We start from the raw sequence: 25752 nt of genomic DNA, 5'->3' as shown, positions 1-25752 counted from the left end.
GTCGTTATCCATTCCTGCGCCTTGGCGTATGCATCACCCTTCATAAGGTTGGCGCTGACCCCGTAGAAGGACGGTTGCTCATGAAGAGGCCATAAAAATCTGACAGGAAAACTATCAGATTTCCTTCACTATAAATCGATTTTTCGCCAGGGCATCAGGCCTCGATAATCGCGCATCCGTGCATTTTCATCGCTTATCGAGGAGTTGTTCCGTGAATGAATTGGTCGCTATCGCCGTGTTCACCGTGTTGGCAGTCATCAGCCCTGGCGCTGATTTCGCCATGGTCACGCGCACTAGTTATGCACAGGGCCGCAAGGCGGGCTTGGCCGCCGCCTTGGGTATCGCCCTGGGCGTACAGGTGCATGTGCTGTACACGGTGCTGGGAATCGCGGTGATCATCAGCCGCAGCCCAACGCTGTTCATGGGGATGAAGGTGCTGGGGGCGGGGTACCTGATCTACCTGGGTTACCAGTCGTTGACCAACACCCGCCGGATCCGTCTTGAAGGTGGCAGCAGTCGTGCGGGTATGCTGCAGGCCATGCGCACTGGTTTTCTGACCAACGCCTTCAACCCCAAGACCCTGCTGTTTGTGATCAGCGCCTATACCCAGGTGGTGAAACCGGGCAGTGCATTGCAGTTGGATTTTGCCTACGGCGCGTTCATGTCGTTCGCCCACTGGGCTTGGTTCAGTCTGGTGGCGGTGTTCTTTTCCAGTGAAGGTTTGCGCAGGGCGATGATCGAGCGTCAGCGGATGGTCGACCGAATGATAGGCGTAGCGCTGATCGGGCTGGGGCTGGCGGTTGCAATCAGCGGTGTGCGCTGAGCGGGGAGATGTGTCGCGGGCAAAGAAAAAGGGCTTACCTTGCGGTAAGCCCTTTCACTTGTTTGGTGGCTACACAGGGACTTGAACCCCGGACCCCAGCATTATGAATGCTATGCTCTAACCAACTGAGCTATGTAGCCGATGGCGCGCATTATTCCCTTGTGATGACCCTGTGTCAACACTCATTTCAAAAAAAATTTGCACGCTTTCAAAAACTTAGCCGCAAAGCCCGGTTTCAGCGGACGATCAGCCAGTGGCCAAGCAGGCCGTTGAGCGTCAATCGCTGCGCGGCGGCGAGTTTGTCCAGGCTGTCTTGCGCACGGTCGAGGCTGAAGTCGCCGCTGATGCGCCGATAGGCGGCCTGCTGGTCCATCAACCACACGCGCCTACCCTGGTAGCCGGCCAGACGTTCCAGTACCTGGCCCAGCGGCATGTCGGTGACGCGCAAAGCCCCACTGCGCCAGGCTGTAGCGCGGTCGATGTCGACCTTCTGCACCGTGTCGATGCGTGCCTGGTTGAAGGTCACGCGCTCGCCCGAAGAGACCATTCGTTGGTCCCCTCCCTGAATGACCATGGCCTTGCCGTTGATCACCACCACTTCGTCGTGGTCCGCGTGGCGCGCCACCATCAGGCGGCTACCGAACACTTGGATGCGCGCGTCATCGACCTGCAGGTCCATGGCCCGGCCATCGAGCATCACTTCCAGGTAGACCTGGCCCTGCACCAGCTGCAGTTGGCGGGTACGGCTGCGCAGGTCGACGTTCATCGCACTGGCGCTGTCCAGGTGCAGGGTCGAACCGTCGGCCAGGCGCACACTGCGCCGTTCGCCGGCCTCGGTATGCAGTTCGCTGCCCCAGCGTTGCATCAACGGCCAGTACAGGTAGACCAGGGCGCCGGCCAGTAACAGGCACAACAGCGCCATCGCTTTGCCCAGGTGACTGCGACGGGGCTTCGCCGGCAGGGGGCGCGGGCGAACCTGTGGCGGTTGCAGGTGCTGCCAGAGGGCCTCGAGTTCGGCATAGGCATGGGCGTTGAGCGGGTCTTGGCACCAGGCAGCGAATTCGCGGCGCTCGATGTCGTCGCAGCCAGGCTGGCGCATGCGCGAGAACCACTCCAGCGCTTGTTGCTGGGCCTCGCGCTGGGTCTGCTGGGCTGGCATCGGGCTCATGGTGTCGATCAGTTCACGAAGAGGGCGGGTTCGCCCAACGAATACAGGGATAGAGCGTGAGGATGCTAAATATATTGAGAACCATTTACAAGCGTGCGCCGATAGGGTGATAAAAAGGTAGCTATGTATCTATTCGTTTCCTGATAATCGGATCCCAACCTGCCGACGGAGACACCAGTTCATGGCCACCAGCAGCGCCTCAACCGCCTCTGCCAGCGGCTCGGCTTCCCACGCCAATCCGCTGGTGATGCGCATCATCGCCTTCTGTGCCCTGGCGCACCTGATCAACGACCTGATCCAGTCGGTACTGCCGGCGATCTACCCGATGCTCAAGGCCAATTACGACCTCAGCTTCGCGCAGATTGGCCTGATCACCCTGACGTTCCAGATCACCGCGTCGTTGCTGCAACCCTGGGTAGGCTTCTTCACCGACCGCAGGCCGACGCCGAACCTGCTGCCGATGGGCACGCTGTGTACCCTGGTGGGCATCGTCATGCTGGCGTTCGTGGGTAGCTTCCCGATGATTCTGCTGGCTTCGGCGCTGGTAGGTATCGGCTCCTCGACCTTCCACCCTGAAACCTCGCGGATCGCCCGCCTGGCCTCGGGGGGACGCTTCGGCCTGGCGCAGTCGACCTTCCAGGTCGGTGGTAATGCAGGCTCTGCATTCGGTCCGTTGCTGGCAGCGGCCATCGTCATTCCCTTCGGCCAGAGTCACGTCGCCTGGTTCGGCCTGGCGGGGCTGTTCTTCTTCGGCGTGACCTTGATGCTGCGCCGTTGGTACAAGGACCACCTCAGTCAGGCCAAGGCGCGCAAGGCGGTGCAGGCCGCCCATGGCATCTCGCGCCAGCGGGTGATCGCGGCACTGATCGTGCTTGGCCTGCTGGTGTTCTCCAAGTATTTCTACATGGCCAGCTTCACCAGCTACTTCACCTTCTACTTGATCGAGAAATTCGACCTGTCGGTGGCCAGCTCGCAGCTGCATCTGTTCCTGTTCCTTGGCGCGGTGGCCGCTGGCACCTTCTTTGGCGGGCCGATCGGCGACCGCATTGGGCGCAAGGCGGTGATCTGGTTCTCGATCCTGGGCGTGGCGCCGTTCACGCTGGCGTTGCCGTATGCCGACCTGTTCTGGACCACCGTGCTGAGTGTGGTGATCGGTTTCATCCTGGCGTCTGCATTCTCGGCCATCGTGGTGTATGCCCAAGAACTGGTGCCGGGGAGCGTGGGCATGATTGCCGGGGTGTTCTTCGGGCTGATGTTTGGCTTCGGTGGAATTGGCGCTGCGCTGCTGGGGTATGTGGCTGACCTGCGCGGCATCGAGTATGTGTATGGCGTGTGCTCGTACCTGCCGTTGTTCGGGTTGTTGGCGGTGTTCTTGCCCAATACCGGTAAGCGTTGAGAACGCTGGGGCTGCGTTGCAGCCCTTTCGCGACACAAGGCCTCTCCCACCTGGGTATTTGACGAACCAACTCGCCTTGGCCTAGAGTGCCGCCTCTTTTTTCGACACACCTGCGTAGTAGTCTCAGCAATGCGCCGTACCCAAAGCCTCCCTCATGCACGCCCGCCTGCCTTTCAGGCCATGCGTCGCGCGTGGCCGAGCGACACGGTGCTCAAGCGTCGGCGCAGTGTGCTGTTCGCCTTCACCTTCTCGCCACACCTTGCACTGAACTGATCCGCGCCCCTGCGTCGTCCACCGTCCCGGTGTGCGCCTGGGCGCCTGCGTTTGCGCGTCTTTTCGGTTTGCAAGGAGTGGTACATGAACATGCGTTTGCTGGCGGGCCTTCTGTTCGCCGTTTCGGTGGTGGGCTTCAGCCTGGGGGCCAGCCTGCCGCTGGTGTCGTTGCGCCTGCATGAAGCAGGTGCCGGAACCCTGGAGATCGGCATCATCTCGGCCATTCCCGCTGCGGGGATGATGCTCTCGGCGTTCCTGGTCGATGCCTGCTGCCGGCACCTGACCCGTCGCGTCATCTACCTGCTCAGCTTCAGCCTGTGCACGCTGAGCATCGCCTTGCTGGAGTGGGCCTTCGACTCGATGCTGTGGCTGGCGCTGCTGCGCCTGGGGCTGGGTGTCGGCATGGGCATCGCCATCATCCTGGGCGAGTCGTGGGTCAACGAACTGTGCCCGGACCACAACCGCGGCAAGATCATGGCCCTGTACGCCACCAGCTTCACCGGATTCCAGGTGCTGGGCCCGGCGATGCTGGCGATCATCGGTGCCAACAGCCCGTGGATCACCGGGGTGGTCACCGCCTGTTATGGCCTGGCCTTGCTGTGCATTCTGCTCACCGTACCCAACGATCACGTCGAGCATGGCGACGAAGGCGAGAAGAGCTTCGGCCTGGCCGGCTTCTTTCGCGTCGCCCCGGCGCTGTGCGTGGCGGTGCTGTTCTTCTCGTTCTTCGATGCCGTGGTGCTGTCGTTGCTGCCGGTGTATGCCACCAGCCATGGTTTTGCCGTGGGCGTGGCAGCCTTGATGGTGACGGTGGTGTTCGCTGGCGACATGGTCTTCCAGCTGCCATTGGGCTGGCTTGCCGACCGGGTCGAGCGTACCGGGCTGCATCTGGTCTGTGGGCTGGTGGCGATGTCCATCGGTATCGCGCTACCGTGGTTGCTGCAGATGACTTGGTTGCTGTGGCCGCTGTTGGTGTTGCTGGGCGCCGTGGCGGGGGGCATCTACACCCTGGCGCTGGTGCTGATCGGGCAGCGCTTCAAGGGGCAGGACCTGGTGACGGCCAATGCCAGTGTGGGCTTGCTGTGGGGTGTCGGTAGCCTGGTCGGGCCGCTGGTCAGTGGCGCGGCGATGGACGTTGCACCGCATGGTTTGCCCATGGCGCTGGCGCTGATGGCCGGTATGTTCGTGTGCTTCGCCCGGCAGTCGTACCGACGGGCAGGGAAGCTGCGGGCGCTCGCTGATTGATGGACCTGTCGCCGGCAAGGCGGCGCCTGCAGGTTCTGCAGGCGTCAGCGATCAGGTCTTGCAGGCCAGGTCAGAAGCTTCCGCGCAAGGTCACCGACACGTTGCGCGGGTCGCCCCAGTAGTAGCCGGTCGCGGTAGTGCCGATCTGGCGGTAGTAATGCTTGTCGAACAGGTTGTTCGCGTTCAACTGCACCGAGTAATTGTCGTTGATACGGTACTTGAGCAGGCCGTTGTACACCGCATAACCCGCCTGGGTGGCCTTCGCGCTGCCGCTTTGCGAATAAATGTCGCTTTGTGCCTGCACACCGGCGCCGATGGTCCAGGCATCGAGCGTGCCTGGCAGGCGGTAGCTGGTGAACACGCGCAGCATATGCTCGGGGTCGGTGGTGCGGATCGCGTCGCCATTGGTCTGGGCGGTGTTCTTCACGTATTCGGTGGTGTTGTAGGTGTAGCCCCCGGTAACTTGCCAGCCTGGCAGCACTTCGCCGGAGATTTCCAGGTCGATGCCCTCGCTGCGGCTCTTGCCAGAGGCGATCTTGCAGTAGCCGGTGCTGCCGTTGCAGCCGATCGGGACCGACGTGTCGTCGATGGGCGTACCCACCTGGTTGATCCGGAAGAACGCCAGCGAGGTGTTCAGGCGGCCATCGTAAAACTCGCCCTTGATGCCTGTTTCATAAGCTTCGCCGACGATCGGGTCGAGCACCTTGTTGTTCTTGTCCACCACCGTCTGAGGGTTGAAGATTTCGGTGTAGCTGGCATAGACGCTGAAGTTGTCGTTCAGGTCGTAGATCAGCGCGGCATAAGGCACGATCTTTTCGTCGACGCTGAACTTGCCGCTGGCGCCTGCATTGTTCTCCTGCTCGTAGTCGTACCAGTTGGCCCGCGCGCCGATGATGGCGGTCAGCGGGTCGGCCAGCGAAATGCGCCAGGTGGCGTGCACGGCTTGCTGGGTCGTGCGGGTGCGCACCGGGTGGGGGATATCGGTGATGGTCGGCTCGTCGAGGCTGGTCCTGGGGTCCCAGTCACGAATATCGACCACGTCGGAGTACACCACGCGATTGGTCCCGGAGGCATAGGAGTCGTTGCGAATGCGTTCGACCCCGAGCATCAGCTCATGGGTGCGGCCAAACAGGTCGAACGGGCCGTTGAGCGTGGCGCTGAGGTTGTTTTGCAGGCTTTCGCCGCCATCGCCCTCGGTCACCTGGTACTGCATCAGGTAAGGGTTGTTGGTGGGGTTCAAGCGAGCGGGCGCGCGCGTCATGTAGGTTTGCTTGAAGCCATTGTCATCCAGCTCGAAATGACTGCGCAGCGCCATCAGCTTGAGCGTCCAGTCGTTGTCGAAATGGTGTTCGAGTTCGGCGTAGGTGTTGAGGTTGCTGCGGTCCCAGCGGTTCCAGTCGGCACCCAGGTAGGTGCTGCGGCCCAGTGGCAGGGGCGAGCCGTCATAGTCGGCGGGCAGGTTGCCCCAGGCGCCGGTGGCATCGAGCTTGGTCCATTCGAAACCGGTGGTCAGCGTGGTGCTGTCATCGAGGTCGAAGGCCAGGGAGCCGCCGAAGGCCTCCTTGCGCTCCATGCGCGAGTCCTGGAACAGGTCGCGGTCGTCGTGCACGGCGATCACTCGGCCACGCACGTTGCCAGTGTCGGTCAGCGGGCCGGAGATGTCGGCGACGTAACGTTGGGCATTCCATGAGCCGAGGGTGGCGGTGCCGGAAGCCTGGAACTCATGGGTCGGGCGCTTGCGCACCAGGTTCACGGTCCCCGATGGGTTACCCGCGCCACGCAGCATTCCGGTGGCGCCGCGCAATACTTCGGCACGGTCGATGAAGGCCGAATCGCTCTGGATGAACGAGCCGCCGCCACTGCTCTGCACCACGGTGGCGCCATCGTACTGGATGGCATCGATCAGGAAGCCACGGGAGAAATACTGGACCCGCTCGCTGTCGGTGTAGTTGACCACCACGCCGGGAGTCTGCTCCAGCAGGTTGGTCAGGTTGGTGATGTTCTGGTCGTCGATCCGCTGGCGAGTGACCACGCTCACCGATTGCGGCGTATGGCGCAACGACTGCGGGATCTTGCCGATGGTGACCGCGCCTGTGGTGTACGAGCCTGTGTTCTCGGTGGTCTCGCCCAGGCGATTGCTGGAAATGCTGGTGGCACCGAGCTCCAGCGCGTCGCCCACGTCCATGGCCGGGATCAGCAGGAAACTGTTGTCGCCTTCCTGCTGCACTTGCACATCGCTGCCCTGCAACAGGATCGACAGGGCTTGGGCGGCGTCATGACGGCCTTGCACCCCTTGGGTGGTCTTTCCCTGCAGGCTGTTCGCATCGAACGACAGGTTCAGGCCGCCTTGGCGCGCCAGTTGGTCCAGTGCCGGTGCCAATGGCCCCGCCGCGATGCGCCAGTCCAGTTGTTGGCGCTGGCTGGCCGGTGCAGCCAATGCCGTCACCGAAGCGGCCAGGCCAGCGCCCAGGCCAAGGCCGAACACCGCGGCGCGCACGGCATGGCGCAACCTGTCGTTACGAGGGGAACACGGGTGAATCATGGACGGCTCCTGAAGGTTTCACAGACCACTGTTGGGGCTTTTGTTCCTTCAGGCCGGACGAGAATGAGATTCCACCTCATTATTTTTTGAGTTTTTTCACACGGCGCCGATGCTGACCCAGTAACGCGTGCGGTAAACGACGCGCACAGGCAGGCTGCGCGCCAGTAGCAGCAGGATTCGCTCGGTGTCCGCCAACTGATAGGTGCCGGACACTTTCAGGCCCGCCACCTCAGGCGCACAGCGCAGCAAGCCAGGGCGATAGCGCGACAGTTCGGCGACGAACTCGCCAAGCGGCATCTGCTGCACGCTCAGCACGCCATCGGTCCAGCCCCACGGATCGGCATACAGGGTGGCCGGCGCGTAGCAAGCCGCCGAAGCAACCTGAAGCACTTCGCCGGGCTGCACCCGGCGTGGTGCGCTCGAATCGGGGAACATCGTCACTTCGCCGCTGCGCACGGCGAGCAATACACCTTGGTCGTTCTCCCGCAGCAGCAAGTGCCCGTCGCGGGTGGACAAGGCGCCGATCCGCGTGCCGAGGAGGAACGGACGGTTGTCGTTGGCGTTGCAGGCCAGGCTGACTTCACCATGCACCAGCTTCAGTTCGCGCTGCGTGTCGCTGTAGCGCAGGTCGATGGCGCTGGCGGTGTTGAGCTGGATACGGCTGCCATCGCTACCCAGCAGTTGACGGCGTTCGCCCGTGCTGGTGTGGGTGTCGGCCAACAGCGCCGGCAAGCCCAGGGGCTCGCGCGCGGCCCAGCCCAGGCTGCTACCGACCGCCAGAGCGGCCAGCAGCTTGAGGTGGTCGCGCCGGCTGATGCGCTGGCGCTGGCTGCCCTCCAGGGTACGGCGGCTCAGTTCGCTGGGGAGCCCGGCCAGTTCATCGCTGAGGTGGCTGACGCGTTCCCAGGCATGGGCGTTGTGCGGATGGCTGGCCAACCACTGCTGGAACCGTTGCCGGGTGCGCGGGGAGGGGGTGTCGAAGCGCAGACGCACCAGCCAGTCGATGGCCTGGTCGACCTGGGCTTGATTCGGGGTGCTGTCAGAGGTCGGCATAGCGTAACCGATAGCAAACGCCCAGGGCCTTGGCCAGGTCGCGTTCGACGGTGGCACGCGATACGTCCAGGCGCAGGGCGATCTGGGCAATGCTCAGGCCATCGAGCTGGGCCAACAGGAAGGCCTGGCGCGCCCTGGGCTTGAGCTGCTGCAGAGCGCGGTCGAGGCGTTCGAGGGTGTCGAGGATGACCAGCCGGTGCTCTTCGCTGGGTATTTCCGCCTCTGGCAGGGTGGCCAGGCTTTCCAGGTAGGCCCGTTCCAATGCCCGGCGTCGGAACTGGTCGATCATCAGGCCCCGGGCGATACTGCTGAGGTAGGCGCGGGGTTCTTTGAGCGGTGAAACCTGGCGCGCACGCAGCAGGCGCACGAAGGTGTCCTGAGCCAGGTCGGCGGCGTGTTCGTGGCAACCGACCCGGCTGCGCAACCAACCGCGAAGCCAGGCATGGTGCGACTGATAGAGCAGCGCGACCTCGGTAGGCTTGAGCGTGTCGTTCATCTGCATCGTGACGAAGGCCCGGTCTCGTGAAAGAGGTGCGACTGTTAATGGTTCTCAATTCTATGCGGGGATCTGGGCGCAGGGCAATGGCAGTCCCGGAATTAGCCGCGCAAGATCCGGCGTTTTCCTGATCGACGGTTGAACTAAGCTGGACCCGCAGCGGACCTCTGGAGCCCCCAATGATTCTGGCCGACCTTTCACCCGAAGCCTTTAGTGAGGCCACCGACTACCTGGCATCGCTCGACCCTGACTGGGCACGCCACATTGCCGCCACCGGCCCGTGCTTGCACCAGGCCACACCGGAACGCGAGCCATATGAAGCCTTGGTGCGGGCCATCGCCTACCAGCAACTGCATGCCCGCGCCGCTGAGGCGATTCTGGCGCGGTTGCTGGCGTTGTTTCCCGATGTGGCGTTTCCGGAACCGAGCCAACTGTTGGCGACCACGCCGGAGGCGATGCGTGCATGCGGTTTTTCTGCCAGCAAACTGGCGACCATCCATGGCATCGCACAGGCCAGGATGGACGGCGTGATTCCTGACCGGCAGGAAGCATTGAGCCTGACCGACGATGCGTTGATCGAGCGTCTGGTCGCCTTGCGTGGGGTAGGGCGCTGGACCGTTGAAATGTTGCTGATCTACTGCCTGGAGCGCTCGGATATTTTGCCGGTGGACGACTTCGGCGTGCGCGAGGGTTACCGCCGGCTCAAAGGCTGGGGCAAGGCACCGACGCCCGCACAGCTGCGCTCGCTCGGCGGCGCCTGGAGCCCCTATCGGACGGTAGCTGCGTGGTACCTGTGGCGGGCTTGAAAGCCAGCGGCAGGCAAGAACAGACAGAGGAAATCATGAGCCTTTACATCACCGATGCCCAACGCTGGCAAGCCGTTCAAAGCCGCGACAGCGCAGCCGCCGACGATTTCGTCTATGCCGTGCGCACCACCCAAGTGTACTGCCGCCCTGGTTGCAAATCGCGCATGGCCAAGCGTGAGAATGTCGTGTTCTTCGACGATGCCGCAGCGGCTCAAGCGGCCGGCTACCGACCTTGTCGCCGCTGCGGCGTCGACCATGACGCTGCAGCGGCTCGGCGCACCCAGCTGATCGCCCGGGCCTGTCGCCTGATCGAAGCTGGCGACAGTGCCGCCAACCTCGATCAGCTTGCCGCGCAACTGGCCGTCAGCCCTTTTCACCTGCATCGCCTGTTCAAGGCCGAGACCGGCCTTACTCCCAAGGCCTATGCCGCCGCATTTCGTGCCCGCGCCTTGCGCGAGCAACTGGGCGATGAGCAACGCTCGGTGACCGAGGCCATCTACGAGGCCGGCTACAACTCCAACAGCCGCTTTTACGAAACCGCCGGGCAGCGCCTGGGCATGCTGCCCAAGGCCTACAAGGCTGGCGGCGCTGGCGCGACGATTCGCTTCGCGCTGGGTGAATGTTCACTGGGGGCGATTCTGGTGGCGCAAAGCGAGAAGGGTATTTGCGCGATTTTGCTGGGTGACGACCCCGAAGCGCTGTTGCATGAGCTCCAGGACCAGTTCCCCAAGGCCAGCCTGATCGGCGGCGACAGCGAATTCGAACGACTGGTCGCTGAAGTGGTGGGGTTCGTCGAAGCCCCTTCCATCGGCCTGGCATTGCCCCTGGACGTCCAGGGCACGGCCTTCCAGGAGCGGGTCTGGCAGGCCCTGCGCGAAGTTCCGGCGGGCAGCCGGGTCAGCTACACCGACATCGCCGAGCGCATTGGCGCGCCCAAGGCAATGCGCGCCGTGGCGCAGGCCTGCGCCGCCAACCGCATTGCGGTGGCCATTCCGTGCCATCGGGTAGTGCGCCGCGACGGTGATGTCAGCGGCTACCGCTGGGGAGTGGAGCGCAAGGTCCAGTTGTTGACGCGAGAAACGGCACTCTCCTGATTGCCTGGAGCAGCGTAGAATCCCCCGCCAAATCGCGTTGTGAAGAGGAATTTTCGATGAGGCGTGTAAGCCTTGCCCGTTATTGCCTGGGCGTAATCGCCCTGATGCTGGCGCTGGCCACCCCAGCCTGGTCGGCACCGGCTACGCCGGTTTCGAACCTGGCGGGCGGTGAATTGCCGGTGTTGGCTGAAGACGCCAGCCTTGACCAATTGAACGAACGGCTCGACTTCATTCGCCAGGGCGTGACCAGCAACGCCAACGATGACTTGCTGTCGCAGCTGCGCCAAGCGGCCATTCAGGTCCAGCGTCAAGCCGATGTCCTGAGCTCTCAGCGGGCCACCGATGTGCAGAAACTCGACGACCAGCTCAAGGTCATCGGCCCCGCGCAACCCGATGAACCCCAGAGCCTTGCCCAGCAGCGCAAGCAGCTCGAAGCCGAGCACAAGGCAGTGCTCGCCGAGCAGGAGCAAGCCACCAAGCTGACCCAGTCGGCCCGTGACCTGTCCACGCAGATCGTCAACCTGCGCCGCAGCCAGTTCAACTCGCAGGTCACCAGTCGCGCTGCCAGCCCACTGAGCCCGGCTTTCTGGCAAACGCTGATCCGCCCCACCGAAGAGGACGTACTGCGCCTTCGCGACCTGCGCAGCGAAGCGGCCGATGCGGTGGCCAGTGCCTTCAGCGCCGAGCATCGCTGGCTGTTCATCACCAGTCTGGTGGCTGCGATTCTGGTCTGGACGCTGGTCCGTCGCGTACTCGAACGTCTGCTTGCCGATGCCATGGTCCGCTGGTTGCCGGAAGGGCGTCTGCGGCGTAGTGCGTTGGCCTTGAGTGTGAGCCTGGCCACCCTCGGCACCATCGCAGGCTCCGTCTCGCTGCTGCGTTGGGGCCTTGAGAGCAGCGCCGAGCTGGGCGCGGACCTGGCCAGCCTGACCAATCATATTCTCGCCCTGGTCGTGTTCAGCGCCTTCATTTCGGGACTGGGCCGCGCCATGTTGATGCTGCAGCGCCCGTCCTGGCGCTTGCCGCCGATTCACGACGAAGTCGCCAGTGCCCTGGGTTGGTTCCCCAAGCTGCTGGCCCTGGCGCTGATGGTGATGCTGACCCAGGAGCGCATCAACAGCGTGATCGGCTCCAGTCTGGCGCTGACCGTCGCCACCAACGGCCTGACCGCGCTGGTGGTGGCGCTGATCTTCTCGGCAGCGCTGCTGCGCTACCGTCGTACCCTGCGCAAGCATGATCTGGAGCGCCCGACCGGCTTGGCCGGGTTGATACCCTTCGTGATCGTGGTGTGGGTGGGGCTGATTCTGTTGGCGCTGCTCGCCGGCTACCTGACCTTGGCCTATTTCCTCACGGCCAAGTTGCTGTGGATCAGCGTGGTCGCCACCTGCGCCTACCTGCTGACCACATTCCTGGGAGACCTCTGCGAAACCTTGCTGTCGCCACGCCAGCCTGGCGGCCTGGCCCTGGCCTCGGCGCTGGGCCTTGCGCCGCGTCACCAGGCCCAGGCCAGCACTATCCTGGCCGGTATCGGTCGCACCGCGCTGTTGTTCCTGGCGTTGTTGCTGGCGCTGATGCCATCGGGCACCAGCCCGGGCGAGCTGCTGTTGAGCTTGGGCGACTGGGATGGCACGGGCGGCAAGGTGCTGGGCAACCTGAACATCGTGCCGCAAGACATCCTGCTGGCCTTGGTGATGTTCTTCGGCGGCCTGTTTGGTATCCGCGTGGTCAAGCGTTGGCTGAGCGAGCGCCTGCTGCCGGAGACCGACATGGATGCCGGCATGCGCGCGTCCCTGGTGACCCTGGTCGGTTACCTGGGCTTCCTGTTCCTGGCCATGCTGGTGATGTCGACCTTGCGCATCAACCTGACCAGCCTGACCTGGGTAGTCAGTGCCCTGTCGGTTGGTATCGGTTTCGGCTTGCAGCAGATCGTGCAGAACTTCATATCTGGCCTGATTCTACTCACCGAGCGTCCGGTCAAGGTGGGTGATTGGGTCAGCTTGGCTGGGGTCGAGGGTGATATTCGCCGTATCAACGTGCGCGCCACCGAAATCCAGATGTCTGACCGTTCGACGGTGATCGTGCCCAACTCGCAGTTCATTTCGCAGAACGTGCGTAACGTCACCATGGGCAATGCCCTGGGTGTGGTCGGCATCAGCCTGACCCTGCCGTTGGAGACCGATGCCAATCGGGTGCGTGAGTTGTTGCTGGCGGCGTATCGCGAGCACGAGTCGATTCTGGATGCGCCGGCCAGTTCGGTGACCTTCAAGGATCTCACGGCCAGCGGCATGGTGATCGCGGTCAGTGGCTATGTAGCGGGGCCGCGCCAGGTGTCGGGGACGCGCAGTGATCTGCTGTTCACCATCCTGGGCCGCTTGCGTGACGAAGGGATTTCCCTGTCTTCGCCGCAGAGTATGGTGCTGGTGCAGGAGGGGGCGCGTCCGGCTGACGAACAGGCATGAGGTGTGGGGCTGCTCTTGGGGCTGGCTTGGGATTTGTGGGGGGCGCAAATCGAGCGCCGCCCGCGCGGCGCATCGCGAGCAAGGCTCGCTCCTACGTTTGTTTCGGGCCAGTAACGGCAGTGACGGGCGCGCGCGACTCGTAGGAGCGAGCCTTGCTCGCGATGCGTCGCACGGGTGGCGCGCTGTCGATTCTGGGTGCGCCGGCCTGCGGCGTGGTGATCGCGGTCAGTGGCGACGTGGGGTCCGGCTGACGAACAGGCATGAGGTGTGGGGCTGCTCTTGGGGCTGGCTTGGGTTTTGTAGGGGGGCGCAAATCGAGCGCCGCCCGCGCCTACGTTTGTTTCGGGCCAGTAACGGCAGTGAAAGACGCGCGCGACTCGTAGGAGCGAGCCTTGCTCGCGATGCGCCGCGCAGGCGGCGCTCGGTCTCCCAGGCACCCAAGCTGGTCTGGCTAGCCCCCGTATTGCCCTTAACCCAAGCAGCGCGTCACATGCTTGACCGACAGATACCCCGACAACCCCCAAGGCCCGAGCTCGCGCCCGATGCCGCTGCCCTTGGTCCCGCCCCACGACGTTTCGACGAACACCGCCTGCACCGAGTTGATCCACACGTGCCCGACCTCCAGCGCATCGGCCACACGCTCGGCGCGCTCAAGGTCGGCGGAGCAGACGGTAGCGACCAGGCCAAAGCGGCTGTCATTGGCTTCGGCAATCGCCTGCGCTTCGGTCGAGAAGCGACGAGCACAGAGCACCGGCCCGAAGATTTCTTCCGTCCACAGGCGGCTGTCCTTCGGTACCTCGGCATACAGCGTGGGGCTGACGAACCAACCGTCACGGTCCAGCGCCTTGCCACCGGCCAGGCACTGCAAGCCCTCTTCACGCGCCGTGGCGAAGTAACTGGCCACTTTCAGCCATTGCGCCTGGCTAGTCAGCGGCCCCATGTCCACTTCCTCAATCAGCGGATTGCCAACCCGCAGCTTGTCCAAGGCTTGCTGCAGGCGCGGCAGCAATGCATCGGCGATGCCGTCCTGCACCAGCAGTCGTGAGGTGGCAGAGCACATCTGCCCGGCATTCCAGGTGATACCCGCGACGATCCAATCGACCGCCTGGTCGACATCGCAATCATCGAACACCACGATGGCCGATTTACCACCCAGCTCCAGCGTCACCGGCCGGCACTGGGCCGAAGCGCTGCGCATCACCTGGCTGCCAACACTGTTGCTGCCGGTGAACGACAGTTTGTCCAGGCCGTTGTGGCCGCTCAGGGCAGCGCCGGTTTCAGCCTTGCCGTTGACGATGTTCAGCACCCCTGCAGGCAGGCCCAGGGTGTCGGCGATCTGGCCGTAGGCCTGTTCGATAAGCGGGGTCACTTCCGATGGCTTGAGCACCACGGTGCAGCCGGCCGCTAGGGCTGGGGCGAGCTTCCAGGCGCTGGTCACCAATGGGAAGTTCCACGGTACGATCAGGCCCACCACGCCCACCGGCTCCAGCCGCGTGCGGGCGGTGAAGCCGGGCGCGGCCAGTGGCACGTCGCGGTTCTTTGCCGGCAGCTGTTCGGCGAGGTCGGCGTAGTAGGCAAAGGTGGCCACGGCGTCGTCCAGGTCAATTTCGGCCTCGTGGCGTGGCTTGCCGTTATTGCGCATCTGCAAGCCGATCAGCTCTTCACGGCGTTGCCCAAGCTGCTCGGCAAAGCCGCGCAGGAACGCCGCGCGTGCGGCGGCGCTGACGGCTTTCCAGGTGGTCAGTGCCTGGCGGGCGGCGGCGACCGCCTGGTCGACCTGGGCCACGCTGGCGGCCCTCAGCTCGGCGAACGGCTGGCCGAGCGACGGGTCGTTGACGGTGATGCAATCGCTGCCCTGGCCTTCGACCCAGCGGCCAGCGATGTAGTGGGAATGGGTCATGGTCGGACTCCGGTCAGGCCATTTCGGCAGTGGTTACGGGCAGGTGCGGGGTGCGTTTGCTGGGCACCCAGCGAGGGCCATTGGGGCCATACACGCCTGCAGGTTCAGGGAACACGTTGAGCAGAATGAGGTACAGCACTCCGGCCAGCCCGAGGGTCACCGGCAAGCTCAGGTCGATGCCGCCAGCCAGGTCGCCCAGCGGGCCGACGAATTGCCCAGGCAGGTTTACGAAGCACAGGCCCACCGCCGCACTCGGGATCCATGCGCCCATGCCTCGCCAGTTCCAGCCGTGCAGGAACCAGTAGTGACCGCCGCGCTGGCCGCGGGTGAACACTTGCAGGTCGTCGGCGTGGTAGAAGCCACGGCGGGTGATCAGGCCAAGGATCATGATCACCATCCAAGGGCTGGTACAGGTGATGATCAGCACGGCGAAGGTCGACACGCTCTGCACCAGGTTGAAGGTGAAGCGACCGATGAAGATGAAGGCGATCGCGGCTACGCCGATCAGCAGGGTCGCCCCGGCGCGGCTGAGCAGGCGTGGGAACACGCTGGACATGTCCAGGCCGGTGCCGTACAGCGCGGTGGTGCCGGTCGACATGCCGCCGATCACCGCGATCAGGCATACCGGCAGGAAGAACCAGCTAGGCGAAATCGCCAGCAGGCCGCCGACGTAGTTGTTGGCGGCGATGTAGTCGGGCGCCTGGCTGGCCACCAGGGTGGCGGTGCACAGGCCGAACAGGAACGGGATCAGCGTTGCGACCTGGGCGGCGATGACCGCCAGCATGATGCGTGCCTTTGGCGTTTCCCGCGGGATGTAGCGCGACCAGTCGCCAAGGAAGGCGCCGAACGACACCGGGTTGCTCATGGCCAGGATCGCTGCACCGACGAACGCTGCCCAGAAGCCAGGCTGGCCGAGGTTCACGCTACCGGCAAAGTCCGCGTCGAAAGGCCCGGCAAAGGCGAAGATGCCCAGCAGGAACAGCAGGCTCGACGCCCACACGGCAATCTTGTTGACCCACAGCATGAAGCGGAAGCCGAAGATGCACACTACCAGCACCAGCACGGCGAACAGACCGTAGGCCAGGCCCAGGGTGAGGTCGGTTTCCGGCAGCCCGGCCAGGCGCTTGGCACCACCTACCAGGGCGTCGCCCGAACTCCAGACCGACAGCGAGAAGAACGCCACTGCCGTGAGCAGTGAGAGGAACGACCCGACGATTCGTCCATGCACGCCGAAGTGCGCGCCCGAGGACACTGCGTTGTTGGTGCCGTTGAGTGCACCGAACAGGCCCATTGGCGCAAGGATCAGCGAACCGACACCGACGCCCAGCACAATGGCCCAGTCCCCGGCCTGAAACGACAGCCCGAACAGCACCGGGAAGCTGCCCAGTACCGCCGTGGCGAATGTGTTGGCGCCGCCGAAGATCAGGCGGAACAGGTCCAGTGGGGAAGCGTCGCGTTGATCGTCGGGGATCTGTTCGACGCCATTGGTCTCGATACCGGTCGAGTGGCTCATGATGATGCTCCAGCGCGGTTGTTGTAGGTCGGCGCGGTGCGCGGACCCTCTTGTGGGTGCGATGGCAGAGCGGCAAGGCCGCGTAAAAGGTGTAGGTCAGGCGGCGGTGACGACCGACAAGTGCTCGTGGCACGCCAGCCAGCGTTCGCCCTGGCGACGGAACACGATGGTTTCGCGCTCGGCCAGTTGGTGCTCTTGATCGGCCATGCGGATATGCGTGGCGACATCGTGCATGAACACCGCCACATCGCCTTGCAGGCTCACATGCACATTGCTCGACCGGCACGCCAGCACGGCGAACCCTTCGGCTTGCCATTGCGCCCAGAGGTCTTCGTAGGCGCGACGAGAAAGCAGCGGCTGCGGCAAGGTATGGAACAGGAAGGTGGCGTCTTCGCTGAAGCAGGCGAAGTAGCGGGCGGTATCGTTGCTGGCGAAGGCTTCGACGAGGTCGGCAGCGGCCTGCCGTACATGGAGTGTCTGGTCCACGGGAGTGGCCTCACGGTTTTTGTGATTGTGGTGAAGCGATTCTGGTGGGGGGCGCTGACGGGAAAAATCGCTGGCAGGAAATAATTAGTTCAGGAATTTGTGAAGTGACCAGGGGAGGATGCCCATCCGTGGCGTATTGCCGAAACCAGCGCGCTGCGCAGCCCTTGCCGACTGGCGGTCATCCTGTCTGCGCATCCTTGCCTACGCTGAATTACCCACGCACAGAAGCAAGGAGTTGCGCCATGACGTTCCAATACAAGCGCCTGGACAAGAACGATGCCGCGGTACTGCTGGTCGACCACCAGGCCGGCCTGCTCTCGCTGGTACGGGATATCGACCCCGACCGTTTCAAGAACAACGTGCTGGCCCTGTCGGACCTGGCCAAGTACTTCAAGCTGCCCACCATCCTCACCACCAGTTTCGAAACCGGCCCCAATGGCCCGCTGGTGCCCGAGCTCAAGGCGCAGTTCCCCGACGCCCCGTACATCGCCCGTCCCGGCAACATCAACGCCTGGGACAACGAAGACTTCGTCAAGGCGGTGAAAGCGACCGGCAAGAAACAACTGATCATCGCCGGCGTGGTCACCGAGGTGTGCGTGGCCTTCCCGGCGCTGTCGGCACTGGAAGAAGGCTTCGAGGTGTTCGTCGTCACCGACGCCTCCGGCACTTTCAACGAACTCACCCGCGACTCGGCCTGGCGCCGCATGGAAGCGGCCGGGGCACAGCTGATGACCTGGTTCGGCGTGGCCTGCGAGTTGCACCGCGACTGGCGCAACGACATCGAAGGGCTGGGGACGCTGTTCTCCAACCACATCCCCGACTACCGCAACCTGATGACCAGTTACAACAAGCTGGCCAAGTAAAGCAGCGGTGCGACGCTTGCGGGGCAGCAGCGAGCCCCGCGAGCCATCCAGCAAACCCCCATTAATCGACCATACTCAGTCATCATTCGCCTCCGGGAGCAGGCCATGTCCAAGTCGGCCAAAAAGAAAGCCACCCAGTCATCCGACGAAAAGCTCAGCGGCAAGGACTATGAGAAAGCGCTCAAGTCCCTGCACGTCGAACTGGTCAAGCTTCAGGAATGGGTCGTGGCCAAGGGCCTTAAGGTATGCATCGTTTTCGAAGGCCGTGATGGCGCGGGCAAGGGCGGGACCATCAAGGCCATCACCGAGCGGGTCAGTCCACGAGTCTTTCGGGTGGTTGCGTTACCGGCACCCACCGAGCGGGAAAAGACCCAGATGTACGTGCAACGCTACCTGGGCCACCTGCCTGCCGCTGGCGAGGTGGTGATCTTCGACCGCAGCTGGTACAACCGCGCCGGGGTCGAGCGGGTGATGGGGTTCTGCACCGAGGAGCAAGCCAACAAGTTCCTCACCGTGGTGCCGCTGTTCGAGAAGATGATGGTCGAGTCTGGGATCATTCTGATCAAGTACTGGCTTGAAGTCAGTGCAGAGGAGCAGACCCGACGGCTGCAGGACCGCATCAACGATGGGCGCAAACTGTGGAAGCTGTCGCCGATGGACCTGAAGTCCTATTCACGTTGGGACGACTACACCCATGCCCGTGACGAAATGTTCGCCGCCTCGGACTCATCCTGGGCGCCCTGGTTCATGGCGCACTCCAATGACAAGCGGCGCGCGCGGCTCAATATCATCAGCCACCTGCTGTCGCGCATCGAGTACAAGGACGTGACCCGCGAAGAGATCGTCAAGCTGCCCAAGCGCGGCAAGATCGGCAAGTACAAGTCCGTGGACTACCCCTTCAAGGTGGTGCCGGAACGGTTTTGACACGTGTGAAACAGCCCGTCAGTTGGCAGTCGGCGTTGGCAAGAGGGTCCGTATCGACAGTCGGAGTTCGCTTCCGACAAAGCCAGGGGATAAGCGGCCATGCCACACGACGGCAGTCTGCTACAGGCGACAGTGGTCTTCTTGCTGGCCGTGGTGCTGTTGGTGCCACTGGCGCAGCGTCTGAAACTGGGGGCGGTACCGGGCTATCTGCTGGCCGGTATCCTCATCGGCCCATCCATGTTGGGCTTGATCAACCATCCCGAGAACGTTTCCCGCCTCTCCGAAATGGGCGTGGTGATGCTGTTGTTCGTGATTGGCCTGGAGCTTTCGCCGCGCCGCCTGTGGACCATGCGCCGGTCGCTGTTCGGCGTCGGCTCGCTGCAGGTGGCGCTGACCGCCGTGGTGCTGGGGTTGCTGGCGTACCTGGTGTTCGGCCAGCCGAGGGCGGCGGCGATTGTGCTGGGCCTGGGCCTGGCGCTGTCGTCCACCGCCTTCGGTTTGCAGGTGCTGGCAGAGCGCCGGGAACTGGGTAAGCCGCAAGGGCGACTGGCTGTGAGTATCCTGTTGTTCCAGGACATCGCGGCCATTCCGCTGATCGCCGTGGTACCCCTGCTTGGTACCGGTATCAGTCCGCCGGAGGAGGGTAGTTGGCCATTGTTGGCGGTGGCATTGGGCGTTGGTTTGGTGATCGTGACGGGTCGCTACCTGCTGCAACCGGTATTCCGCTGGACCGTCGGCTCGGGGCTGCATGAACTGTCGACCGCTACGGCATTGCTGGTGGTGCTGGGCACCGCCTGGGTAATGGAGCATGTCGGGGTTTCCATGGCCTTGGGCGCTTTCCTCGCGGGTGTGGTGATGGCCGATTCGCCGTTTCGCCATGAGTTAGAGTCCCAGGTCGAGCCACTCAAGGGGCTGCTGTTGGGGCTGTTCTTCGTCGGCGTGGGGATGACCGCCGACTTGCGCCTGCTGCTGAGCATGCCGGTGCAAGTGTTGGGGCTCACCGTGTTGCTGGTGGGGGTCAAGTTACCGCTGCTGTTCATGCTTGGACGCACCGCGGGCGGCCTGGAGCGGGCCCAGGCACTGTGCCTGGCGGTGGTGCTGGCCTCGGGCGGTGAGTTCGCCTTCGTGGTGTTCAAGCTGGCGTTGGAGCATCGAGTGCTGGAGCAGCAGGTACACGACCTGCTGGTGCTCGCCATCACCCTGTCGATGGCCGTGGTGCCGCTGGTGATGATGGCCCTGGCCCGCCAGTTGCGCGATGACGCGACGGTGGCCGCAGCCGCTGCGGCCCTGCCGGAAGTCGACGAAACACCCCAGGTAGTGGTGGCCGGCCTCGGGCGCATGGGCGGTGCCATCGTGCGCATGCTGCATGGCGAGGGCGTGCGCCTGGTGGCGCTGGACACTTCGATCGAGTCAGTAAGCCGCAGCAGCGAGCCGGATGGCCCACTGGTGTTCTTTGGCGACCCGTCTCGCTCGGAGATCCTGCGGGCGGCCAGGGTCGACCAGGCCAAGCTGGTGATCGTCGCTACCGACGACCCGCAGGCCAACCTCAAGGCTGCCGATGTGCTGGCGCATCTTTATCCACAGACTCCAGTGATCGCCGCTGCGCGTGACAGCCAGGAGGCGCTGCGGCTGCTTGCCATGGGCGTCGATCCAGTGCGCGAGACCTTCCATTCCAGCCTGGAGATGGCGCGCCGGGCCCTTATCGCGTTGGGGTACAGCGAAGAGCAGGCGTCGGCCTGGGTTCAGCGATACCAACGGCAAGAGGCACGCAGGCTGCTGGATCAGCAGCACGGCAAGGGTGATTTTCCAGGTGCTCGCTGAGCGCCCTGAAGCTTCGCAGCACAGACACGCGCCATGGGGCGCACTGATCGTTCATCCGCTGAATGCGGCCAGGAGGTGAACCATGCAGTCGGGTTTCAAGCTGGACAGCGCCCTGTCGCGAGGGCTGCTCGACGTGCTGATCAAGGCCGGGCTGGTGGCGGCCCTGGTGATCTTTGCCTTTCAGGTGTTCGAGCCGTTTCTGGAGCTAATGCTCTGGGCGGTGATCCTGGCGGTCACCTTGTATCCGCTTTATAGCCGGATCAAGCGCCGTATCGGTCTGAAAAACGGGTATGTCGCAACGCTCGTGGTCTTGCTCGTGCTGGTGGTGTTGTTGGTCCCGATCTATCTGGTGGTGGTTTCCATTGGCGAGTCCGTTCATAGCCTGGTGGCGCTGCTCAAGGAGGGCGGTTGGAGTGTGCCTGCGCCACCGGAATCAGTGGCAGGCTGGCCCCTCATCGGCCCTCGGCTGTATGCCTTCTGGCAGTCGGCTTCCGAAAGCCTGGCCCCGGTGATGAACAACCTGATGCCACATCTCAAAGGCGTAGGGCTGAGCATGCTGGGCGCCGCGGCGAGTGCGGGCGGGGCGTTCCTGTTGTTCATCGGTGCCGTGATCATCTCGGGTGTGATCATGGCCTTCGGCGAGCGTGGCGAGATTGCAGCACAGCGCATCGCCATGCGGGTATCCGGCGAAGAGCGCGGCAAGCCGTTGGCCAAACTGTGCACCGCGACGATACGGGCGGTCGCCCAGGGCGTGATTGGCATCGCCTTTATCCAGATGCTGCTGATTGGCGTCGGTTTCGTGGTCAAGGGCGTGCCGGGGGCGGGCATGTTGGCGATCGTTGTGTTGATGCTGGGGATCGCCCAGGCGCCAGCGACCCTGGTGACCGTTCCGGTGATCATCTACGTATTCAATGTCGAGGGTTTCACCGCTGCGACCATTGTCTTTGCCGTCTACACCTTCGTCGCGGGGCTTGCCGACAACGTGCTCAAACCGCTGCTGCTGGGGCGCGGGGTGGACGTGCCGATGCCGGTGGTGTTGATCGGAGCCTTGGGCGGCATGGTGGTCAAGGGCATCATCGGTTTGTTCATAGGCCCAGTCATCCTCGGCGTTGCCTATGTGCTTTTCTGGCAGTGGGTGGCGTTGCAGGTGCCGGAGCAACCTGTGCCGCCAGCAGCATGAGCCAGGCCTGTCATGCCCAAGCGCTGCCATGGCCTGATCCTGTTGCTGGTGCTCACCGGCTGTAGCCAGGTCGGCCCGGATTTCGCGGCGCCCCAGGACCGGTGGTTGCAAGGCTGGAGCACACCCCTGCTGGAACAGGCGGGGCGTACCGCACCGACACCTGATCTGAGCCGGTGGTGGGCGGTGTTCGCCGACCCGACGCTGGATGCGCTGATTGCCGAGGCTGACGCTCAGAATACCAACCTGCGGGTGGCAGGCCTGCGCATCGTCGAGGCACGTGCGCAACTGGCCATTGTGCAGACCGGACGCTATCCCCAGTTGCAGCAGTTACGTGCGCAAAGCCTGTACCTCAAGCAGGACCAGTCCGGCACCCCGACCGCTCGTGACTCGGTGTTCTGGCAGTCCAGCCTGGGTTTCGACATTGCCTGGGAGGTGGATTTCTGGGGACGATTCAGCCGCGCCATCGAGTCGGCCGATGCCGCCTACTTCGCCTCCCAGGCCAACTATGCCGACGCCATGGTGCTGCTGCGCGCGCAGGTGGCCGACACCTATTTCGGCTTGCGCACCGCCGAGGCGCGCCTGGCCATCGCCCAAGAAAACGCCAGGCGCCAGGCCCGCAGCCTGGAAATCACCGAGCGGTTGTTCCGCCATGGCGAAAACGACGAGCTGGACTGGCAGCAGGCGCGCACGCAGTACCTGGCCACCCAGGCGACCATTCCCGAGTTCCAGAACCAGGTGAATGCCTTGCGAAATGTGCTGTGTTCGCTGATCGGCCGGCCGCCTGGTCCGTTGCCGGAGCTCGAAGCGCGCCATGGCCAGTTGCCTCTGCCGGATCGGGCGGTTCTGCAGGACGTGCCCGCCAACCTGCTGCAACGCCGCCCGGATATCCGCGCCGCCGAGCAGGCGGTGGCGGCGCAGTCGGCCCTGGTGGGCGTGGCCGAGGCTGATCTTTATCCGTCGTTGAGCTTGCTGGGCAGCATTGGCTGGAGCTTCGTCACGGCCAATCACGTGCCCGATACGTTCGACCTCGCAGCCGGACCGAGCCTGATCTGGAACCCGTTCGACTATGGCCGGCGCAAGAACGCCGTGCGGGTGGAGGATGCGCGTTTGCAGCAGTTGATCGAGCGGTATCACCAGAATGTGCGCGACGCTGCACGCGAGGCGGACGATGCCGCCAGCGGCCTGGTGCGCTCGCTGGAAAGCGCCGGTATTCGCCAGCAGGCGTCGCAGGCCGCGCAACGTTCGTTGAGCTTGGCCAGCTCGCAGTACCGTGAGGGCTTCGCCGATTTTCAGCGGGTGCTCGATGCCCAGCAGCTGCTGTTGCAGCAGCAGGACGGCTACCTGGTCAGCCGAGGCAACGCCGTCAGCAGCCTGGTGAGCCTGTACAAGGCGCTAGGTGGAGGCTGGGAGCAGGTTGGTGAGCCGATCCCGCCGGCGACCCGCCAGCAGATGCAACAACGCACCGACTGGGGAACGCTGCTCGATGGGCCAGCCCCTGAACATCAGGAAACAGGTACGCGAAGATGAGCGACGCCCAGGGTACACCGCCGACACCAGCAGCACCGGACCGGGGCATGCGCTGGGTGCTGCTGCTGATTGTCGTCAGCCTGGTCTGGTACCTGCTGGCCGACCGCTTCACGCCTTACACCCAGCAGGCCCGCTTGCAGGCCTACGTGGTACCGGTCAGTGCCGAAGTGGCAGGCCAGATCAGGCGGGTGGCGGTGGGCAACAACCAGGAAGTGCGCAGGGGCGATGTGCTGTTCGAACTGGACCCCGAGCAGTACCGCATCGCGTTGGCACGGGCCGAAGCGGACCTGGACACCATGCGCCGGCAGATCGGCGCCCATACTGCTGGCATCGACTCGGCCCAGGCCGCGCTGGTGGCCGCCCAGGCCAACGAGCGCAAGGCGCGGCAAGATGCCGAACGGTTGAAGCGGCTGATCGACGAGGACCCCGGCACGGTGTCGGTGCGGCGTCTGGAAGGGGCCCAGGCGACCCGCGACCAGGCCATCAGCCAGGTCGCCGCAGCCCGCGCGGAAGTCGAGCGGGCCCGTGAACAGCAGGGTGGGGCTGAAGCGGACAACGCCCAGTTGCGCAGTGCCGCGGCCAATGTGCAAAAGGCCCGTCTGGACCTGGCGCGCACCGTAGTACGGGCCGAGGCCAATGGCCTGATCACCGACCTGCGTACCGATGTGGGCCACTACGTCGCGGCAGGCAGCCCGATGATGACCCTGATCGCCATCCATGACCTGTGGATAAGTGCCGACATGACCGAGAACAACCTTGGCTACCTGCAGTCCGGTACGCCGGTACTGGTGGTGCTCGATGCACTACCGGGCAAGGTGCTGCGCGGGCGTGTGCGCAGTATTGGCCGTGGCGTGAGCGTTGGTCAGAGTACCCCGCCGGGCAGCTTACCGACGGTGCAGAACAGCCGTGAGTGGTTGCGTTCGGCGCAACGCTTTCCGGTAATCGTCGAGCTGGAACGCGATCAGCTGCAAAGCGCTGCCGGCCTGCGGGTAGGCGGTCAGGCCGAAGTCATGGCGCTGCCTCGCGAAGGCAACCCGCTGAACCTGTTGGCCAGGGTGTTCATGTGGCTGATGAGCTGGATGTCCTATGCCTATTGAGCTGCGTCGCTTGCGCGCCCTGCGCTTGGCGTGGGGCACGGCGTTGTGCCTGGCGGTCAGTTTCGGCCTTGGCCTGCCGGTGCCGATTCTGGCGCCTGTGTTCGCCGTGCTGCTGCTGGCGATGCGCAGCCAACCTCTGCCGTTGCGCGCCGCGCCGTTGCTGGCACTGCTGGTGCTGCTCAGTTGCGGCAGTGGCCTGTTGCTGATTCCGTTGCTGCGCCATGCCCCGGTCAGCGGGGTGCTGGTGGTTGGCACCGGCGTATACCTGGTACTGCGCTATGCCCTGCTGGGGGGCAACGGCTTGCTGGCGAACCTGCTGGTCATCGGCCTGACCATGATCGCCGCGGCGGGCACAAGTGACTTCACCCTGGCGCTGTCGGTGGTCGAGGCCATGGCCAAGGGCATGCTCCTGGCAACCCTGGGCTGTGCCCTGGCGCATCTGTTGTTCCCCGAACCTGCCGATGCTCCCGTCCCATCCCCCCCGGCACGGCTGAATGACAATGAGGTTGGGTGGGTGGCCTTGCGTGCCACCCTGATCGTGATGCCAGCGTTTCTGTTGGCATTGATCGCACCGGACACGTTCATGCCGCTGATCATGAAATCGGTGAGCTTGGGGCAACAGGCCGGCGAGACCCACGCGCGGCATGCCAGCCGCGAATTGATCGGTTCGACCCTGCTGGCCGGGGCGCTGGCGATCCTGCTGTGGGGTGCGCTTGGCCTGTTCGTGCACCTGTGGATGTTCTTCTTGTGGGGGCTGCTGTTCTGTCTTTGGCAGGCGCGCAGGCTCTACCAGGCAGTGATGACGCAGCAGACGCCGGCTTTTTGGATCAGTTGCCTGACGACGTTCCTGATCCTTCTGGGGCAATCGGTGCAGGACAGTGCAGCCGGGCAGGATGTGTACCGTGCGTTTGCCGTGCGCATGGCACTGTTCGTCGCGGTGTCGTTGTATGCCAGCGCGATGCTGATCTGGATCGACAGGCGTCGTGCCAGGCAGGTCGTCACGCCGTGATGTCATCCGCCAGGCTTTGTATGAAAAGCTTTGATACTCGGTGATGCTGCGTTGAAAACAGCCTCGGGGCCTGACGT

General features: G+C 64.0%; 21 protein-coding genes, 1 tRNA gene and 1 pseudogene. 15 read left to right on the top strand and 8 right to left on the bottom strand.

From position 1 onward, the window contains the following. Positions 1-211 precede the first annotated feature (211 nt). The gene (locus tag P3R38_RS21200) at positions 212-823 is read left to right on the top strand and encodes a LysE family transporter (RefSeq protein ID WP_027907637.1); all 612 of its coding nucleotides are present in this window, start codon (positions 212-214) and stop codon (positions 821-823) included. A 63-nt stretch (positions 824-886) separates the two neighbouring features. Here P3R38_RS21200 and P3R38_RS21195 read toward each other — a convergent pair. Both P3R38_RS21195 and P3R38_RS21190 read right to left on the bottom strand, forming a co-directional pair. Next, a tRNA-Met gene (locus tag P3R38_RS21195) sits at positions 887-963 on the bottom strand. A 95-nt stretch (positions 964-1058) separates the two neighbouring features. Then, a complete protein-coding gene (locus tag P3R38_RS21190; RefSeq protein WP_238346454.1) occupies positions 1059-1991 on the bottom strand; it encodes a FecR domain-containing protein in 933 nt (310 codons plus the stop codon). A 181-nt stretch (positions 1992-2172) separates the two neighbouring features. On the opposite strand from P3R38_RS21190, the gene P3R38_RS21185 reads away from it, so the two are divergent. From P3R38_RS21185 to P3R38_RS21175, 3 genes are all read left to right on the top strand, one after another. Further along, the gene (locus P3R38_RS21185) at positions 2173-3387 is read left to right on the top strand and encodes an MFS transporter (protein WP_023382381.1); all 1215 of its coding nucleotides are present in this window, start codon (positions 2173-2175) and stop codon (positions 3385-3387) included. A gap of 129 nt (positions 3388-3516) precedes the next feature. Further along, positions 3517-3660, top strand: a complete 144-nt coding sequence (locus P3R38_RS21180) for a hypothetical protein (protein WP_023382380.1) — start codon at positions 3517-3519, stop codon at positions 3658-3660. An 84-nt stretch (positions 3661-3744) separates the two neighbouring features. Then, positions 3745-4905 carry an MFS transporter gene (locus P3R38_RS21175; protein ID WP_023382379.1) on the top strand — a complete coding sequence of 387 codons (1161 nt, stop codon included), beginning with the start codon at positions 3745-3747 and terminating at the stop codon, positions 4903-4905. A 70-nt stretch (positions 4906-4975) separates the two neighbouring features. On the opposite strand, the gene P3R38_RS21170 is transcribed toward P3R38_RS21175, so the two are convergent. From P3R38_RS21170 to P3R38_RS21160, 3 genes are all read right to left on the bottom strand, one after another. Further along, positions 4976-7447 carry a TonB-dependent receptor gene (locus P3R38_RS21170; RefSeq protein ID WP_023382378.1) on the bottom strand — a complete coding sequence of 824 codons (2472 nt, stop codon included), beginning with the start codon at positions 7445-7447 and terminating at the stop codon, positions 4976-4978. Between the two features lie 96 nt (positions 7448-7543). Continuing rightward, the gene (locus tag P3R38_RS21165; protein ID WP_277686578.1) at positions 7544-8500 is read right to left on the bottom strand and encodes a DUF4880 domain-containing protein; all 957 of its coding nucleotides are present in this window, start codon (positions 8498-8500) and stop codon (positions 7544-7546) included. Further along, a complete protein-coding gene (locus P3R38_RS21160; RefSeq protein ID WP_023382376.1) occupies positions 8487-9002 on the bottom strand; it encodes a sigma-70 family RNA polymerase sigma factor in 516 nt (171 codons plus the stop codon). Before P3R38_RS21160 ends, P3R38_RS21165 begins: the two co-directional genes overlap by 14 nt. A gap of 173 nt (positions 9003-9175) precedes the next feature. Between P3R38_RS21160 and P3R38_RS21155 the strand changes: the two genes are divergently transcribed. The 3 genes from P3R38_RS21155 to P3R38_RS21145 are packed head-to-tail and all read left to right on the top strand — an operon-like array spanning position 9176 to position 13355. Continuing rightward, positions 9176-9802, top strand: a complete 627-nt coding sequence (locus tag P3R38_RS21155) for a DNA-3-methyladenine glycosylase (RefSeq protein WP_277686577.1) — start codon at positions 9176-9178, stop codon at positions 9800-9802. A gap of 35 nt (positions 9803-9837) precedes the next feature. After that, positions 9838-10896: a bifunctional DNA-binding transcriptional regulator/O6-methylguanine-DNA methyltransferase Ada gene (gene ada / locus P3R38_RS21150; protein ID WP_023382374.1), complete on the top strand. Its 1059-nt coding sequence runs from the start codon at positions 9838-9840 to the stop codon at positions 10894-10896. A 56-nt stretch (positions 10897-10952) separates the two neighbouring features. Continuing rightward, positions 10953-13355, top strand: coding sequence for a DUF3772 domain-containing protein (locus tag P3R38_RS21145; RefSeq protein WP_277686576.1), 2403 nt, complete (start codon positions 10953-10955; stop codon positions 13353-13355). Positions 13356-13824: 469 nt separating this feature from the next. On the opposite strand, the gene P3R38_RS21140 is transcribed toward P3R38_RS21145, so the two are convergent. The 3 genes from P3R38_RS21140 to P3R38_RS21130 all read right to left on the bottom strand — a co-directional run bounded on the left by P3R38_RS21140 (position 13825) and on the right by P3R38_RS21130 (position 17254). Beyond that, complete coding sequence (locus tag P3R38_RS21140) at positions 13825-15255, bottom strand: aldehyde dehydrogenase family protein (RefSeq protein ID WP_023382372.1); 1431 nt, start codon at positions 15253-15255, stop codon at positions 13825-13827. A 13-nt stretch (positions 15256-15268) separates the two neighbouring features. Further along, complete coding sequence (locus P3R38_RS21135) at positions 15269-16768, bottom strand: cytosine permease (protein WP_277686575.1); 1500 nt, start codon at positions 16766-16768, stop codon at positions 15269-15271. A 96-nt stretch (positions 16769-16864) separates the two neighbouring features. After that, entirely contained in the window at positions 16865-17254 is a 390-nt protein-coding gene (locus tag P3R38_RS21130; RefSeq protein ID WP_277686574.1) for a nuclear transport factor 2 family protein, read from the bottom strand. A gap of 242 nt (positions 17255-17496) precedes the next feature. Here P3R38_RS21130 and ycaC point away from each other — a divergent pair, with 242 nt between their 5' ends. The 8 genes and pseudogenes from ycaC (at position 17497) to P3R38_RS21095 (ending at position 25675) form a co-directional block, all read left to right on the top strand. Further along, positions 17497-18117 carry an isochorismate family cysteine hydrolase YcaC gene (gene ycaC / locus P3R38_RS21125; protein ID WP_023382369.1) on the top strand — a complete coding sequence of 207 codons (621 nt, stop codon included), beginning with the start codon at positions 17497-17499 and terminating at the stop codon, positions 18115-18117. A 105-nt stretch (positions 18118-18222) separates the two neighbouring features. After that, positions 18223-19041: a polyphosphate kinase 2 gene (gene ppk2 / locus P3R38_RS21120; RefSeq protein ID WP_023382368.1), complete on the top strand. Its 819-nt coding sequence runs from the start codon at positions 18223-18225 to the stop codon at positions 19039-19041. Between the two features lie 99 nt (positions 19042-19140). Beyond that, positions 19141-20319, top strand: a pseudogene (locus tag P3R38_RS21115) (monovalent cation:proton antiporter-2 (CPA2) family protein); the annotation flags it as partial. Between the two features lie 60 nt (positions 20320-20379). Beyond that, positions 20380-20862, top strand: coding sequence for an NAD-binding protein (locus P3R38_RS25135; RefSeq protein ID WP_347176216.1), 483 nt, complete (start codon positions 20380-20382; stop codon positions 20860-20862). Between the two features lie 82 nt (positions 20863-20944). After that, complete coding sequence (locus tag P3R38_RS21110; protein WP_023382366.1) at positions 20945-22042, top strand: AI-2E family transporter; 1098 nt, start codon at positions 20945-20947, stop codon at positions 22040-22042. A 12-nt stretch (positions 22043-22054) separates the two neighbouring features. Continuing rightward, entirely contained in the window at positions 22055-23569 is a 1515-nt protein-coding gene (locus P3R38_RS21105) for an efflux transporter outer membrane subunit (protein WP_027907464.1), read from the top strand. After that, entirely contained in the window at positions 23566-24666 is a 1101-nt protein-coding gene (locus P3R38_RS21100) for an HlyD family secretion protein (protein WP_027907463.1), read from the top strand. The genes P3R38_RS21105 and P3R38_RS21100 overlap by 4 nt, the downstream gene beginning before the upstream one ends. After that, a complete protein-coding gene (locus P3R38_RS21095; RefSeq protein WP_023382363.1) occupies positions 24656-25675 on the top strand; it encodes a DUF2955 domain-containing protein in 1020 nt (339 codons plus the stop codon). The genes P3R38_RS21100 and P3R38_RS21095 overlap by 11 nt, the downstream gene beginning before the upstream one ends. The last annotated feature ends 77 nt before the right edge of the window (positions 25676-25752 follow it).

It is taken from the genome of Pseudomonas sp. NyZ480 (genome assembly GCF_029537255.1).
Taxonomy (GTDB): domain Bacteria; phylum Pseudomonadota; class Gammaproteobacteria; order Pseudomonadales; family Pseudomonadaceae; genus Aquipseudomonas; species Aquipseudomonas taiwanensis.
Note: the sequence above shows the minus strand (reverse complement) of the source record. Positions and strands in the feature narration are given on the sequence as shown.